Source organism: Streptomyces sp. NPDC005878, assembly GCF_040629815.1.
Classification (GTDB): Bacteria; Actinomycetota; Actinomycetes; order Streptomycetales; family Streptomycetaceae; genus Streptomyces.
The window spans coordinates 200,841-214,806 of sequence record NZ_JBEXWK010000005.1 but is presented as its reverse complement, the minus strand read 5'-3'; the positions used below and the strand labels follow the sequence as shown (position 1 = coordinate 214,806).

Sequence of the window (13,966 nt, the reverse complement as noted above, 5' to 3'; positions counted from 1 at the left end):
GACCGGGCAGTGGTCTCGGACTGCTGCTCGTCGGCGAGTTGGCCTCCGCGTGGTCCGTCCGGCCGACCGCGATCGGCAAGGAAGTGGTCGTAATTCTCGCCCTGGACGCCAGCGGGCTACCCGAGCGCGACGTTCCTCCGCACATCGCAGCGGTACGTCCGCCACGCACGGCGGAGTTCCACCAACTGGACTGCGGACACGAAGAGTTCGACAGCCAGTAGAGCGCGAAGCCCTGAGACCGTCTCCACAACGGGCGCGGCGGGGCGGCGGCGGTTGTTGTACGGGAGGCTCAGGTGCGACCGGAAAGCGGACGTCGGCTTCTTCGGGGCCAGACCGACGCTGCTCCCCGCCTTGGCCAGCGCGTGGTGCAGCCAAAGCAGGGGTTCCCAGGGGCCGAGGGACAGCCGGACGGCGCCTCGGGAGCCAGCCAGCGGGATGGCGTGTACGAAGAAAGCGGAGGGCAGCAGCGCCTCGGCGTCCCGCGCCAAGCTGTCCAGCTGGCCGGGGGTGACGACGCCCGGCGTTCCGACTCGGGCGAGGGTGATGTGCAATCCGTCCGTCGGCACCGAGTCGAGGCCGAGGGGCGCCAGCTCCTCCTGGCAGTGCCCGGCGAGAGCGGCTAGCCGCTGATCATCCGGGAAGGTCAGCATCCACTAGTACGCACGGCTGCCGTCCGACCAGCCGGGGCGTGCCCCCAGTGGTCGGTCATCTCGTCGAGTGCGCTGAACGCCGCCCAGTCGTGGGCCGCGGTGACCGCCGGATCGTGCGTGTCGGCGCGAGGCTCGGTGGGGAACGCGGCGGGATCGGCGCTGAGCATGGGCACCCGACGTACTCCTTCGGCTTCACACTGCCCCGGAGTACGACGACACCGACGGCGCCTACGACGCGAATGACGCCATGGCCAGGGCCGCTGGCTGCGAGCTCCAGGACCGGAACTCGTCGCCATAATCGCGTACCGCCGGGTGATCACGCCACGGCCCGGCCTGCTCATGCAGGTCACGGGAGCGTTGGTAGACGGAGCTGATCGGTGTGTCTCCGCACAGCCGCAGGGCCTCACGGCCCAGCGCCATCGCGTGGTCGATGTCGGGCGGGCGCTGCTGCAGCAACGCGGTGGCGACGTCGAGGCGTACCAGCGAACGGCTCCAGGAGGAGGACGAGTGCTCCATCAGATCGTCGATGTGCTCGGCGTCGTGCAGGACCTGGCCGTGTTGCGCAGCGCCACGTGTGACGTGACGGCGTTCGCCAGCGTCCGGGCCCGTCCGTATGGCTCGAAAGAAGATGCAGGAGGTCAGCCCGACGGGTACCTCGTGGAGGTCGGAGAAACCTGGTCCGCATCGCCCTGCTCCACGACGTGACCTGGAGCGTGAACTCGCTGTGCCACATGATCGGTGAGCGCCCGTTCCGCACCCGTCGCCATGACCGGGCCACCAACCTGTGGCCGCTGGCCCTGCTCTCCTTCGGCGAAAGCTGGCACAACCTTCACCACGCCGACCCCACCAGCGCCCGCCACGACGTCGACCGCGGGCAGCTCGACCCCTCCGCCGCCGTCATCCGCCTTCTCGAACGCCTCGGCTGGGTACACGACGCACGGTGGCCCACACCGGACCGCGTCGCCGCCCGCCGTACCTGATGGCCCCCGCCCCGCCCCCTACCGCACCGCCCGTGACGCCTCCACCTCGATTCCCTTCACCATCATCCGGTCGTCGTACGCCACCCGCACGAACTGGCCGTCGCGGAACGCGCTCAGGACTCGTTCGATCACGAACTGGCTGGGGTGCGGTAGGCGTACCTCGCGGCCGTTGACCATCAGGGTCATCGCCGCCTCGATCCCGGGGAACGCGGCGATCGGCGCCTGGACGGCGGTGGCGTACGCCACGGAGTACTGCGGTGAGGGTGCGGTTTGGGGTTGGGGTTGGGGTTGGGGTGGTGGCTGTGGGTGGTCGGGCTGTTGCTGTTGTTGGAGCAGGGGTCGGAACGGGTACTGTCGGCCCAATTGGTGTAGTTGGTGTAGTTGGTGCAGCTGTTGTTGGAGGGGGTGGGGTGGTTCCGTTTCCCCGTCCTGGCCCTGGGCCTGGGTCTGGCCGAACTGGTGTGATCCGGTCATCTTCGTCTCCGCCTCTGCTTGCTCCCGCCGGCCCCCTCGCCCCTCACCCCTCCCCCGTCACCCTCACCCCCACCACCTCACCCTCATCCGTGTACCGCACCCGTACGACATGACCGGGGCCCGCGAACGCCGCGTGGATCGCCAGGCGGATCTGTGGATCGGGGGCGGGCAGTGTGCGCCAGGATCCGTTGACGTACAGGGCGAGTTGGCCCGGGGCGGGCAGGAGGTCGTCCCGGAAGCGTTCTGCCACGCCCTCCGTGGTGCGGCGGGGGACCAGGTGGGCCACGATCGCCCTCAGGTCCGGGCGGGTGCCGATGTGCTGGGAGGGCGGGCGGCCCGGTGCCTCCCGCTGGGGCGAGCCGGTGTGGCGCAGCAGCGCGCGCAGGGGCTCGGGCGCCAGTGGCGCGAGCCCCGCCGTGCGCAACATGCCCTGGAGCGAGGCCAGTACGCCCGCGACCTGCGCCGCCGCCGGGGACGTCCCGGAGAACGCGTCCGTGTACCAGGTGTCCTCCGCCTGCCCGCCCTGGAGCTCGCCCGTCCGGTTCCAGAAGCCGCCCGCCGTGGTGACCTCGTGGCCCCAGCCCTGGGCGTCCACGCGCGTACCGAAGTTGGAGAAGCCCAGGCGGGACCGGTCGGGGCCGTGGTCGCGGCCGTGGGTGCCCGGGGGCGGGGCGCCCGCGCCGACCATGATCGCGCCGGAGGACGGGGCCGCCGGGTCGAACGGGTTGCGCCACCACGTCGGGAAGCCGTCCGGGCGTGACGCGTACAGCGCGTCGTCCAGGCTCTCCGCGCCGTTCCCGGCCGCCTCGACGACCACCACGCCGCGGGCCGTCGCGTATCGTACGGCCGCGAAGTCGTCGGGCCACCACTCCAGCGGGATGTGTCCGCACTGGTCGTCGTCGGCCGCGTATCCGAAGCGCGGGCCCGGGCGGTGCAGCGGGACCAGCAGGATGTCGCCCGCGCCGAGGCGGTCGGCGGCGCAGGTGATCGCCCGGGCCGTGCCGATGCCGTGGATCGACGCGACCGCGAGGACGGCCTCCGGGACGATGCCCAGCGTGCCGCTGCCGCTGCGGCTGCCGCCGAGCACCCCGAGCACACCGGTGCCGTGGTTGCGCCAGGCCAGGTCCTCGACCGGGGTGCCGGCGACCAGCCCGGCGACCTTCGGACCGAGGTCGCGGTGGCCGAGCTGCCACGCCGCCTCGACGTCGACGATGCTCACACCCTCGCCGGAGCCGCCCGCCTGGAGCCACGCCCACGCCGCGTCCACCCCCTCGGGCGCGGGCCCCAGATAGCCCTGGCGCCCGCTGAAGTCGGGGGTGGCGGCCCCCTCCTTCTCGCGCCGCCCTTCGTCGGCGCGCTCGTCGGAACGTCCGTCGTCGTCCTCCTCCCTCCCGCCGAACGGCCCCGTCGCCGGGAGCGCGCTCGGCTTCACGTACGCCGTCTCGATTCCGGGGAGTCCCGCCAGCCGGCAGGCCAGCTCCTCCAGGCGGTCCTCACCGCCGCGGACACGGTGGAAGAGCGTGAGGTCGGGTACGTCGGCGCCGTGCCGGGGGAGCAGCGCAAGCGCCTCCCGCACCCGTGCCTCACTGCCGAACAGCGGCTCCAGAGCCAGCTGTTGGTCCATCAGGAACATGTCCAGCGCCGGTGAGCCCTGGGGCTCCCTGGGCTCCCTCGGCTTCTTGGGCTCCTCGGTGTACGCCGGGCCGCCGGCTGTAGGCCCCAGGCCGCTTCCGGTGAACCCCCAGCCGCTTCCGGCGGGCTCCGAGCCACTTCCGGCGAGCTCCGGGAGAGCGACGACGATCAGCTCGCGCTCGACCGGGTGGTACGCGAAGCCCGCGCCCTCCGGACCGGGGTCCTGCGCCCCGGCCGGACCGGCCGCCCCGAGCGAGTCGCGCATGCTCGCCTCCCATCCGTCGCGTCCTCGGTACGCGCTCCCCCGGGCGCCGCGGCCCTGCCGCCGGGGAGAACCCTGCTGCGGGGAGCGTGAGCTGTACAGGCCGCAAACGCGACAAAGGGCGGCGCGCGCGGGACGCGGCCGAAACGTGGGGGGCCTGTCTCGGACACGACACGACCGCCGAGTGGCAGGGCCCGGCTCGGACACCTCGGCCGGATGGGTGCGGGTCGGTTCCCGGACGCACCGTCCTCGACACCCTCGATGCCCTCGATGCCCTCGACACCCTCGACACCCTCGACACCCTCGACACCCTCATGCTTCCGACATCCTCGACGGTCAGCCCGGCCCCGCACCCCCAGGTCAGAACCCTTGTGGATACATTCCCGTATCCGATACGTTCCCGTATCCAAGAGGAGGACCTCATGGCCCCACCCACCCCACCCAGCGCCTCGGCCCATCCGGCTCCGTCCCCGCCCGCCCCCAAGCGCGTCACCACCCGCCGCGCCCGCACCCGGCGGCGGTTGCTCGACTCCGCACTGGAGGTGTTCGCCGAGGAGGGGTTCGGCCGGTCCACCGTGGAGCAGGTCTGCGAGCGCGCCGGATACACCCGCGGCGCCTTCTACTCGAACTTCACCTCCCTCGACGAGCTGTTCCTCGCCATGTGGGAGGAGCGCTCGCAGCGGCTGCTCGCGGATGTGCGGGGCGCCCTGGCGGAGGTGTCGGCGGCAGCGCCCGAGGACGCCGTACGGGCCGCGCTGCGGGCCATCCCGGTCGACGACGCTTGGTACCGGGTCACCGCCGAGTTCACCGCGCACGCCCTGCGCAACCCCGCCCTGCGGCGGGTGATGGCCGCCCGGGAGCAGGCGATCCAGGACGCGGTGCTGCCGGTGGTCGTGGCGGCGCTGGGGCGCGCCGGGCGCCGGGTGACCGACGAGGACGCGCTCGGGCAGGCGCTCGTCGCCGTCCACGACGGCACCGCCGTCCAGGTGCTGCTCGACCCCGCGAACGAGGCCGTCCGCACCCGCCGCGAAACCCTCTTCCTGCACGTCCTCCACGCCTACAGCACCGAAAACACCGACAGCACCGACAGCACCAAGAGCACCGCCACCCCGTAACCCCCTACCCCTTCAGGAGACCCCGTGAGTGACGACGCCGATGTCATCGTCGTGGGAGCCGGCCTCGCCGGGCTCGTCGCCACGTACGAACTCGTGCGCGCGGGCCGCAAGGTGCTCGTCGTCGACCAGGAGAACGAGGCCAACCTCGGTGGCCAGGCCTTCTGGTCGCTCGGCGGGCTGTTCCTCGTCGACAGTCCCGAGCAGCGCCGGATGGGCATCCACGACTCGTACGACCTCGCCCTAGCCGACTGGATGGGCTCGGCCGCGTTCGACCGCGAACGCGAGGACCACTGGCCGCGCCAGTGGGCCAAGGCGTACGTCAACTTCGCCGCCGGGGAGAAGCGGAGCTATCTGTCCGGGCTCGGGCTGCGTCTGACGCCGACCGTCGGGTGGGCCGAGCGCGGCGCGGGCACGGCGGGCGGGCACGGCAACTCCGTGCCCCGCTTCCATGTGACGTGGGGGACCGGCCCCGAGGTCGTCCGGGTCTTCCGCGAGCCGGTCCTGGAGGCCGCAGCACGCGGCCGCGTCACCTTCGCGTACCGCCATCGCGTGGACGGACTGGTCGTCGAGGGCGGGGCGGCGGTCGGGGTGCGCGGCACCGTCCTGGCGCCGTCGTCCGAGGCGCGCGGCGTGGCCTCCTCACGGGAGGCGGCAGGCGATTTCGAGCTGCGCGCGCAGGCCGTCGTCGTCACCTCCGGAGGCATCGGCGGCGACCACGACCTGGTCCGGCGGAACTGGCCGGTCGAGCGGATGGGGCCCGCGCCGCGTTCGATGGTGACCGGGGTGCCCGCGTACGTCGACGGGCGGATGCTGGGGATCACCGAGGAAGCGGGCGGCTCGGTCGTCAACCGCGACCGGATGTGGCACTACACCGAGGGCCTGATGAACTGGGACCCCGTCTGGCCGGGCCACGGCATCCGCATCCTCCCCGGGCCGTCCTCGCTGTGGCTGGACGCGACCGGGCGACGGCTGCCCGCGCCCTTCTTCCCCGGTCACGACACCCTCGGCACGCTCAAGCACATCACCGGGACCGGCCATGACCACACCTGGTTCGTGCTGACGCGTTCCATCGTGGAGAAGGAGTTCGCGCTCTCCGGCTCGGAGCAGAACCCCGACATCACCGGCAAGGACCTGAAGCTGGCCCTGTCACGGGTACGCAAGGGCGCGCCCGGCCCCGTGCAGGCCTTCCTCGACCACGGCGAGGACTTCGTCGTCCGCCGCACCCTGCGCGACCTCGTCGACGGCATGAACGCGATCTCGCCGGGTCCCAAGCTCGAGTTCGACCAGGTGCACCGGGAAATCCAGGCGCGCGACCGCGAGGTCGACAACGCCTACAGCAAGGACTTCCAGGCCATGTCGATGCGCAACGCCCGGGCGTACTGGCCGGACCGCCTCTCGCGGGTGGCCAAGCCACACCGGCTGCTCGACCCGGCGCACGGGCCGCTCATCGCCGTACGGCTGCACGTACTGACGCGCAAGACCCTCGGCGGTCTGGAGACGACACTGGAGTCCCAGGTCGTACGGCCGGACGGGACCCCCTTCGACGGGCTGTACGCGGCCGGGGAGGTCGCCGGGTTCGGCGGCGGCGGGGTGCACGGCTACAACGCGCTGGAGGGTACGTTCCTCGGCGGCTGTATCTTCTCCGGCCGGGCCGCCGGACGCGCCCTGGCCCGCCGGCTGGCGTGAACGGACAGCCTCGGGCGTTCCAACGGGCGTCGGTTCCCTACTCGTTGACCAGGACCGGGACGGACAGGACGGCGCTCGCCGGGGTGCCCGTCAGCGCGGTCTTCGGGACGACGGAGAAGTCGATGCCGGCGCCCTCCGCGCGGGGCTTGGCGTGTCCGGCGGTGCCGTGGGCGGCCTCGCCCGCCTCGCCCTCCTCCGCGTACTGGAAGGAGCCGGTGCCGACCAGGTGGCCGCGCTCGTCGTAGAACGCGGCGCGCAGCTCCAGCGCCAGCACGTCACTCACGTCGGACGTGATGGCGAAGTGGCCGGTGACGGACGGCTCGCGCTCCGAGAGCGCGAGCCCGGTGATACGGACGCGGTCGGTGAACGGGCCCTGTTCCAGCCGCACTTCGCCTCTCGCCGGGACCTTGGCGAGGGTCTTGGCGGGTGCCGGCGCCCCGCTCGGCGCGGGGAAGGTGACGGCCGGGGCCGCCGCCTGCTCGGCCTGTGCGGGCCGCTGCCCGGCGTCGGCGCGGCTGTCGTCCCCGGAGCCCCCGCAGGCCGTGGTGAGGGCCAGGGCGGTCAGGGCGAGCGCGGCCAGACGGATCGAGCGGTTCACTGCGTACTCCTGAAGTGGCGGTGCGGGGCCGGGGGAGGGTGGTCCCCCGGCCCCTGGAGGGGCGGCGATGGTCGTCAACCGCCCGGTCATGAAAGGGCGTTGGGGCGATGTTTCACGTGAAACAGCGGAGGGCGTTTCACGTGAAACAGTGCGCTCCGACCGCCCTGCCGGGTCAGCCGCGCGGCGCCCGGCCGAACAGCGAGCGGTACATCTTGCCGTACAGCTCGGTGTTGATCTGGCTGGCCGCGAACTTCTCGGCGCCCGGCCCGTACGCGTAGATCGGCACGTCGGCGCCGGTGTGGTTGCCGGAGAGGTAGGTCAGCCACAGGCTGGCGTCGGGGCTGCCGTCCTTGACGCCCGCCGGGTCGTCCGGGGTACGGAAGGTCGCCGGGGCGAAGTTCTTCGCGTCACCGGAGCCGGAGCCGTTGAGGATGCCGGACGAGCGGGCCGGGTCCTTGGCACCCGACTTGTCGCGCGACGGCGCCGAGTTGTTCGCCGGGTTGCCCGCGTCCGTGTTGGCCGGGGGCGCGACGGACTCGGCGTTGGTGTAGGTGCCCTTCTCGACGATGTTGAAGCCCGCGCACTCGTGGTCGGCGGTGACGACGACGAGCGTGTGACCGTCCTTGCGGGCGAAGTCGTATGCGGCCTTGACCGCGTCGTCGAACGCCTTCACCTCGGCCAGCGTCTGGGCGGCGTCGTTGGCGTGCGAGCGCTTGTCGATCTGGGCGCCCTCGATCTGGAGGAAGAAGCCCTTCTTGGAGCGCCCGTCGAGCAGGTCGATCGACTTCTTCGCCAGGTCGGCGAGGGTCGGCTCCTGCTTCTGCGGGGCGTCCGCCGGAAGACCGGCCTTGGCCTGCTCGACGGTGAGGTTGCCCCGGTTGAAGAGACCGACGACCCTCTTGGCCTTCACGGCGTCGAGGTCGGCCTTGGTGGCGACCTTCTGGCTGGCGGCGCTCTGGGCGGGCAGGGCCGGGTCGCCGAAGCTGCCGAGCACCTGGTAGCCCTGGGCCTGGAGGGCCTTCTGGTCGTCCGGCTCGAAGCGGGCGAGGCCGCCGCCGAACACGACGTCGGCCGTGCCGTTGCGGGCGATCTGCTCGGCGACCGGGGTGATCAGCGTCTTGTCCTCGGGGGCTTTCTCGTACGAGCCGTCCGCGTTCTTCGGCAGGCAGGCGGCGTCCGAGTACACCGGGCCCTGGCAGCCGCGCAGCAGCACATGGCTGAACTGGGCGCCCGGGGTCGCGTCGGTGACCTCGGCGGTCGAGACGTTGCCCGTGGCGAAGCCGGCCTTCTTGGCCTGCTCCATCAGCGTCACGCGGCGCTTCTCGTACGCGTCCACGCCCAGCGCGGCGTTGTACGTCTTCACGCCGGAGGACCAGGCGGTCGCGGAGCTGGCCGAGTCGGTGACGAGCGCGGGCTGGTCGGTGCCCTTCTCCACGGCGTACGTGGCGACCGCGCCGGTGTACGGCAGGCGCTCCATGTTCAGCTTGCCCTGGGCGCCGTAGTAGCGCTCGCGGCCGGCGGTGACATGGGTGCGGCCCATGCCGTCGCCGAGGAGGTAGATGACGTTGTGTATCTCCTGGCCGTGGCCCGGGAACGGGCGGCCGCCGTGCTGCGGGGCGGAGTTGGCCGTGACGGCGCTGCCCGCCGCGACGGCGGAGGCCAGCGCCACCACCGTCAGCGCCTTGCGGCGCTTGTGTCCCATGGATCTCATGGCGGCGAAGCTATGAGCCCAAAATGAACGAGTTGTGAGGCACGGGCGTACGGCGGACGAACGGCTGCGCCCTTCCCCGGTGGCGGGGCCGCCGCAGGGCCCGCCACCGCCCCTGCCGGCCATCCCCGGCAGCCGTCCCCGTCCGTGCGGCTCGCACCCCCTGCCCCCGGCCGGAGACCCCGGCCCCTGGTCGCCCCCCGGCCCGCTCGGCATGTCCACGCCCATAGTTGTCCACAGGCTGCGGACGGTGGGGGCGGGTTGTCGGCGCGGCGGCGCATGATGGGGTCCATGAACGAGATGCCGGAGTGGGAGAAGCGGTTCAGGGCGCCCCGGGTCGGGCTCCCCGACTGGGCGGAGGACGCCCCGGACCGCTCGCTGTTCGTGTCCAACGCGACGGGGACGTACGAGCTGTACGCATGGGACCGCGCGAGCGGCGCCCAGCGCCAGGCGACGGACCGGCCGAACGGGACGACGGACGGGGTGCTGACCCCGGACGGCGAGTGGATCTGGTGGTTCAACGACACGGACGGCGACGAGTTCGGGGTGTGGATGCGCCAGCCGTTCGGCGGGGGCGCCGACGAGCCCGCCGTCCCCGGCCTGGAGCCGTCCTACCCGGCGGGCCTCGCGCTCGGCCGGGACGGCACGGCGGTGGTCGGCCGCTCCACCGACGAGGACGGCACCACGGTCCACGTCGTCCGGCCCGGGGCCGCCCCGGCCGAGATCTACCGGCACCGCGAGTCGGCGGGCGTCGGCGACCTCTCGCACGACGGGACGCTGATCGCCCTGGAACACACCGAGCACGGCGACGCGATGCACTCCGCGCTGCGCGTGGTCCGGCTCGACGGCTCCCCCATGGCCGAGCTCGACGACACCAAGGGCGGGGCCGAGGAGCTCGGCCTCGAAGTGCTGGGCTTCGCGCCGCTGCCCGGCGACACCCGGCTGCTCGTCGCCCATCAGCGCCGGGGCCGCTGGGAGCCCATGGTGTGGGACGTGGCGTCCGGCGAGGAGACCGAGCTCGCGCTCGAACTGCCCGGCGACGTGGTGGCGGAGTGGTATCCCGACGGCTCGGGGCTGCTCGTCGTCCACAGCTTCGAGGCCCGCAGCGAGCTGTTCCGGTACGACCTGGGCGCGGCCGAGCTGATCGAGGTGGAGACCCCGGCCGGCTCCGTCTCGGGCGCCACGGCCCGGCCCGACGGGACCGTGGAGTACTTGTGGTCCTCGGCGGCCCGCCCGTCCGAGGTGCGCTCCACCACGGGCGCGGTCGTCCTCGACCCGCCGGGGATGAAGGCACCGGCCTCGGTGCCGGTGGAGGACGCGTGGGTGGAGGGCCCGGGGGGCCGTATCCACGCGCTGGTGCAGAAGCCGGCCGGGGCGGGCCCGTTCCCGACGGTCTTCGAACTCCACGGCGGCCCGACCTGGCACGACAGCGACGCGTTCGCGGCGGGCCCGGCAGCCTGGATCGACCATGGCTACGCGGTGGTGCGCGTCAACTACCGGGGCTCCACGGGCTACGGCAGACAGTGGACGGACGCGCTCAAGCACCGGGTCGGGCTCATCGAGCTGGAGGACGTGGCGGCGGTCCGGGAGTGGGCGGTGTCGTCCGGGCTCGCCGACCCGTCCCGGCTGGTGCTGTCGGGGGCGTCCTGGGGCGGCTATCTGACCCTGCTCGGCCTCGGCACCCAGCCGGACGCGTGGGCGCTCGGGCTCGCGGTGGTGCCGGTGGCGGACTACGTGACGGCGTACCACGACGAGATGGAAGCGCTGAAGGCGATGGACCGCACGCTGTTCGGCGGCACCCCGGAAGAGGTGCCGGAGCGCTTCGAGGCGTCGTCGCCGCTGACGTATGTGGACATGGTGAAGGCGCCCGTCTACATCTCGGCGGGCGTCAACGACCCGCGCTGCCCGATCCGCCAGGTCGAGAACTACGTGGACCGCCTGGCCTCGCGCGGCGCGGTGCACGAGGTGTACCGGTACGACGCGGGGCACGGCTCGCTGGTCGTGGAGGAGCGGATCAAACAGGTGCGGCTGGAACTGGACTTCGCGGGGAGGCACCTGGAGACCTGACCGACCCCGGGCACCGGGGCCTGGCACGCCGGCATCCCGGACCCCCGGGCTCCGGGCCCCCGGGCGGGCGGCCCTCGGGCCCCCGCATCCCCGGGCCCGGGCCGTCCCGCCCCCGCCCGCCAAGCCGCAGGCCCCCACACCCCGGGCACCCCGCGGCCCGGGACCCCGCGGCCCGGGATCCCGGGGGGATTCCGTACCGTGGTGGTGTGTACCGGTTCCTGCTGACGCCCCGCTGGTGGGGGATCAACGTCTTCGTCGTGCTGGCCATCCCCTTCTGCGTGTTCATGGGGTCCTGGCAGCTCGGCCGCTTCGAGGACCGCGTGCAGTCGCACAACGCGGCCGAGAAGCGGCCCGACCCCGCCGGGCAGAAGGCCGCGCCGCTGCGCGAGCTGCTGCCCGTCGACCAGAAGACCTCGGGCCGCACGGCGAACGCGACCGGGCGGTACGGGGAGCAGTTCCTGGTGCCGGACCGGCGGGTGGACGGGCGCGACGGGTCCTATGTGCTGACCCTGCTGCGTACCGACGCGGGCAAGGCCCTGCCCGTGGTGCGCGGCTGGCTCCCCGAGGGGCGCCCGGCGCCCGCCCCGCCCACCGGCGAGGTCACCGTCACCGGGGCGCTCCAGGCGTCCGAGACGCCGGGGACGGACGGGGTGAACGCCTCGGGCGGACTGCCCCGGGGCCAGCTGGGGATGATCAGCGCGGCGTCGCTGGTCAACCTGGTGCCGTACGAGGTGTACGACGCGTGGGTCACGCTGACGACGGCGGACTCGGGGATGACGGCGGTGCCGGCGGTGAAGCCGCAGAACACCGGGCTGGATCTGAAGGCGTTCCAGAACCTCGGGTACACCGGGGAGTGGTTCGTCTTCGCCGGGTTCGTGGTGTTCATGTGGTTCCGGTTGCTGCGGCGGGAGGCCGAGGCGGTGGAGGACGCGGAGCTGGGCCTGACGCCCGAGCCCCACGGCACGGCCTGAGCCCGCCCGGGCCCGCCCGCCCGCAGCCCGTCCGCCTGAGCGCGCAGTTCCCCGCGCCCCCGTTTGCCCGGCCTATGCCTGCACGTGCGTGGTGGTTGCTCGCGCAGTTCCCCGCGCCCCTCAATTGTCCGGCCTGTGTCTGCACGTCGGTGGTGGGTTGCTCGCGCAGTTCCCCGCGCCCCTAGGGGGTCGGGCTCCGCCGGAGAGCCCAGCTCGGCCACAGGCGCCCTTAGGGGCGCGGGGAACTGCGCGAGAAGCGGGCACGGTCCGCAGACGAACGCGGGTTTCCAGGGGCGCGGGGAACTGCGCGACCAGCCCACCACCGGCCCGCAGACGAACACCGGCCCACCAGGCGCAACCCACCACCGGGCCGTGGACGAACACCGGCCCACCAGGGGCGCGGGGAACTGCGCGAGCAACCCACCACCGGGCCGCAGAAGAACACCGCCCGCAGATGAACCCCGCCCCCGAATCCCCCTCAGGGGGACGGTGGGGCCGGGGCTGCCAGGACTCCGGTGCGGTAGATCGTTCCGGCGCAGGCGTTGGGGATGGTCGCCTCGGCCGTCGGTGCGCCGGGCTCCGCCACGTGGGTCACCGCGACCTTGCCGTCCGCCGGGGTGGCCGGAGCCGCCGGGTCGACGGCGGCCAGTTGGGGCTGGGTGCCGGTCGTCGCCGTCACGGTGCCGGTGCCGGTGGTCGCCCCGCCGCCCCCGCCGCTGACCGTCGAGGGCGAGGGGTCGGGCGAGGGCTGCGGCTTGGGACACGTCTCGGACGGCACCCAGGCGAACTTGATCTCGTACGCGGCCGTCGGCTTGAGCACCAGGCCGGTGGCTTCCAGCGAGGGGTCGGGCAGTCCGGCCGCCGGGTCGCCGGTGGCGTGGTCGACGACGGTGATCCGGGAGGCGTCGGCCGCGCCGAGGGCCTGGAAGTCGACCTTGCCGGCCCCGCTGACCTGGCAGAGCTTCTGGGAGACGTTGGCGACGCGGAACGTGCCGTAGACCTTCCCGTCGGCGTCGGGCTTGCTGATGCGCGCGGACTTCACTCCGAGTTCGGTGGCGTCGCAGGCCGGCGACTCGGTCTGCACGGGCCCGCCGACGGGTGCGCTCGGGCCCCCCACCGTGCCGCCGGCGGAGGTCCTGCCGGGCTCCTGGGACTTCACGGTGCCGCTCGGCGTGGGGGCGGGGGTGCTGCGGCCGGAGGGCCGGCCGGCCCTTCGCCCCCCGTCCTCCACACCCGGCGCGGCCCCGGTGCCGCCCTGGGTCTGCTGGCCGTGCCCGGCGATGGTGGGCCGCTCCTCGGACGTTCCGCCGGTGTTGGCGACGTGCAGAAAGGCGGGGATCGCCGTGCCGATGAGCAGGGCCGCGGCGACCGCGCCGACCACCGCCTGCCGCTTGCGGGCCTGGCGGGCGGGGACGGCCCGGCGCAGATGGTCCAGGGCCCCGTCGGACGGCTCCAGGCCGTCCACCGCGCCCCGCAGCAGCCGGCGCAGCGCGTCCTCGTCGGGGGTGGGGCCAGGTGGGAAGGGGTCGTTCACGATGGTGTTTCCAGTCCGGTCGTCCCAAGGGCGGTCGGGCCCGTATGTGCTCTCCCCGTGGTGGCGGTCCTCCTGGTGGCGGTCCGCATGGTGGCGGTCTTCGCGGTGTCCGTGTTCCCCTCGGACCCCGCCCGCGCCATCCGCGCCATCCATGCCGAACGCATCACCCGCGCTGCCCGCGCCGAACGCGTCACCCGCGCCAAGTGTGTCGTTCTCGCGGCGGCCGCGGTGGTCGCCGCTCCCGCCGTCTCCCCGCCGGTCCTCCCTGTCCCCGAATCCCACATTCCAC

The 13,966-nt window shown here is 73.3% G+C and carries 12 protein-coding genes and 1 pseudogene; 6 read left to right on the top strand and 7 right to left on the bottom strand.

Annotation, left to right across the window (positions count from 1 at the left end; genetic code table 11):
* Positions 1–116 precede the first annotated feature (116 nt).
* A complete protein-coding gene (locus ABZ404_RS11535) occupies positions 117–650 on the bottom strand; it encodes a 2'-5' RNA ligase family protein (RefSeq protein WP_358833692.1) in 534 nt (177 codons plus the stop codon).
* 228 nt (positions 651–878) lie between these two features.
* The gene (locus ABZ404_RS11530) at positions 879–1,166 is read right to left on the bottom strand and encodes a hypothetical protein (protein ID WP_358833691.1); all 288 of its coding nucleotides are present in this window, start codon (positions 1,164–1,166) and stop codon (positions 879–881) included.
* On the opposite strand from ABZ404_RS11530, the gene ABZ404_RS11525 reads away from it, so the two are divergent.
* Together ABZ404_RS11525 and ABZ404_RS11520 are read left to right on the top strand one after the other, a co-directional pair.
* Positions 1,158–1,355 (top strand): hypothetical protein, encoded by a 198-nt coding sequence (locus ABZ404_RS11525; protein WP_358833690.1) that lies wholly within the window; start codon positions 1,158–1,160, stop codon positions 1,353–1,355. The two genes, ABZ404_RS11530 and ABZ404_RS11525, sit on opposite strands and share 9 nt — an antisense overlap.
* Positions 1,325–1,630: pseudogene (locus ABZ404_RS11520) on the top strand (acyl-CoA desaturase); the annotation flags it as partial. The gene ABZ404_RS11525 and the pseudogene ABZ404_RS11520, both read left to right, overlap by 31 nt.
* 18 nt (positions 1,631–1,648) lie before the next feature.
* Here the strand turns inward: ABZ404_RS11520 and ABZ404_RS11515 are convergent.
* Both ABZ404_RS11515 and ABZ404_RS11510 read right to left on the bottom strand, forming a co-directional pair.
* Entirely contained in the window at positions 1,649–1,876 is a 228-nt protein-coding gene (locus ABZ404_RS11515; protein WP_358833689.1) for a hypothetical protein, read from the bottom strand.
* Between the two features lie 271 nt (positions 1,877–2,147).
* Positions 2,148–4,001: a S8 family serine peptidase gene (locus ABZ404_RS11510; RefSeq protein ID WP_358833688.1), complete on the bottom strand. Its 1,854-nt coding sequence runs from the start codon at positions 3,999–4,001 to the stop codon at positions 2,148–2,150.
* 419 nt (positions 4,002–4,420) lie between these two features.
* Here ABZ404_RS11510 and ABZ404_RS11505 point away from each other — a divergent pair, with 419 nt between their 5' ends.
* Both ABZ404_RS11505 and ABZ404_RS11500 read left to right on the top strand, forming a co-directional pair.
* On the top strand, positions 4,421–5,113 hold the full coding sequence (locus ABZ404_RS11505) for a TetR/AcrR family transcriptional regulator (RefSeq protein WP_358833687.1): 693 nt from the start codon (positions 4,421–4,423) through the stop codon (positions 5,111–5,113).
* A gap of 24 nt (positions 5,114–5,137) precedes the next feature.
* The gene (locus ABZ404_RS11500; RefSeq protein ID WP_358833686.1) at positions 5,138–6,799 is read left to right on the top strand and encodes an FAD-binding dehydrogenase; all 1,662 of its coding nucleotides are present in this window, start codon (positions 5,138–5,140) and stop codon (positions 6,797–6,799) included.
* A 37-nt stretch (positions 6,800–6,836) separates the two neighbouring features.
* Here ABZ404_RS11500 and ABZ404_RS11495 read toward each other — a convergent pair whose 3' ends face one another.
* Together ABZ404_RS11495 and ABZ404_RS11490 are read right to left on the bottom strand one after the other, a co-directional pair.
* Positions 6,837–7,397, bottom strand: coding sequence for a hypothetical protein (locus tag ABZ404_RS11495; protein WP_358833685.1), 561 nt, complete (start codon positions 7,395–7,397; stop codon positions 6,837–6,839).
* 172 nt (positions 7,398–7,569) lie between these two features.
* Complete coding sequence (locus ABZ404_RS11490) at positions 7,570–9,108, bottom strand: alkaline phosphatase (RefSeq protein WP_358833684.1); 1,539 nt, start codon at positions 9,106–9,108, stop codon at positions 7,570–7,572.
* Positions 9,109–9,396: 288 nt separating this feature from the next.
* Here ABZ404_RS11490 and ABZ404_RS11485 point away from each other — a divergent pair, with 288 nt between their 5' ends.
* On the top strand, positions 9,397–11,172 hold the full coding sequence (locus ABZ404_RS11485) for a prolyl oligopeptidase family serine peptidase (protein WP_358833683.1): 1,776 nt from the start codon (positions 9,397–9,399) through the stop codon (positions 11,170–11,172).
* Positions 11,173–11,378: 206 nt separating this feature from the next.
* Positions 11,379–12,143: an SURF1 family protein gene (locus ABZ404_RS11480; RefSeq protein WP_358833682.1), complete on the top strand. Its 765-nt coding sequence runs from the start codon at positions 11,379–11,381 to the stop codon at positions 12,141–12,143.
* 478 nt (positions 12,144–12,621) lie between these two features.
* Here ABZ404_RS11480 and ABZ404_RS11475 read toward each other — a convergent pair whose 3' ends face one another.
* The gene (locus ABZ404_RS11475; protein WP_358833681.1) at positions 12,622–13,677 is read right to left on the bottom strand and encodes a hypothetical protein; all 1,056 of its coding nucleotides are present in this window, start codon (positions 13,675–13,677) and stop codon (positions 12,622–12,624) included.
* Between the last annotated feature and the right edge of the window lie 289 nt (positions 13,678–13,966).

Bases quoted from the DNA above. Each gene is read 5' to 3' on its own strand.
- ABZ404_RS11535 (WP_358833692.1), bottom strand. From the start codon at position 650: ATGCTGACCTTCCCGGATGATCAGCGGCTAGCCGCTCTCGCCGGGCAC.
- ABZ404_RS11530 (WP_358833691.1), bottom strand. From the start codon at position 1,166: ATGGAGCACTCGTCCTCCTCCTGGAGCCGTTCGCTGGTACGCCTCGAC.
- ABZ404_RS11510 (WP_358833688.1), bottom strand. From the start codon at position 4,001: ATGCGCGACTCGCTCGGGGCGGCCGGTCCGGCCGGGGCGCAGGACCCC.
- ABZ404_RS11505 (WP_358833687.1), top strand. From the start codon at position 4,421: ATGGCCCCACCCACCCCACCCAGCGCCTCGGCCCATCCGGCTCCGTCC.
- ABZ404_RS11490 (WP_358833684.1), bottom strand. From the start codon at position 9,108: ATGAGATCCATGGGACACAAGCGCCGCAAGGCGCTGACGGTGGTGGCG.
- ABZ404_RS11485 (WP_358833683.1), top strand. From the start codon at position 9,397: ATGAACGAGATGCCGGAGTGGGAGAAGCGGTTCAGGGCGCCCCGGGTC.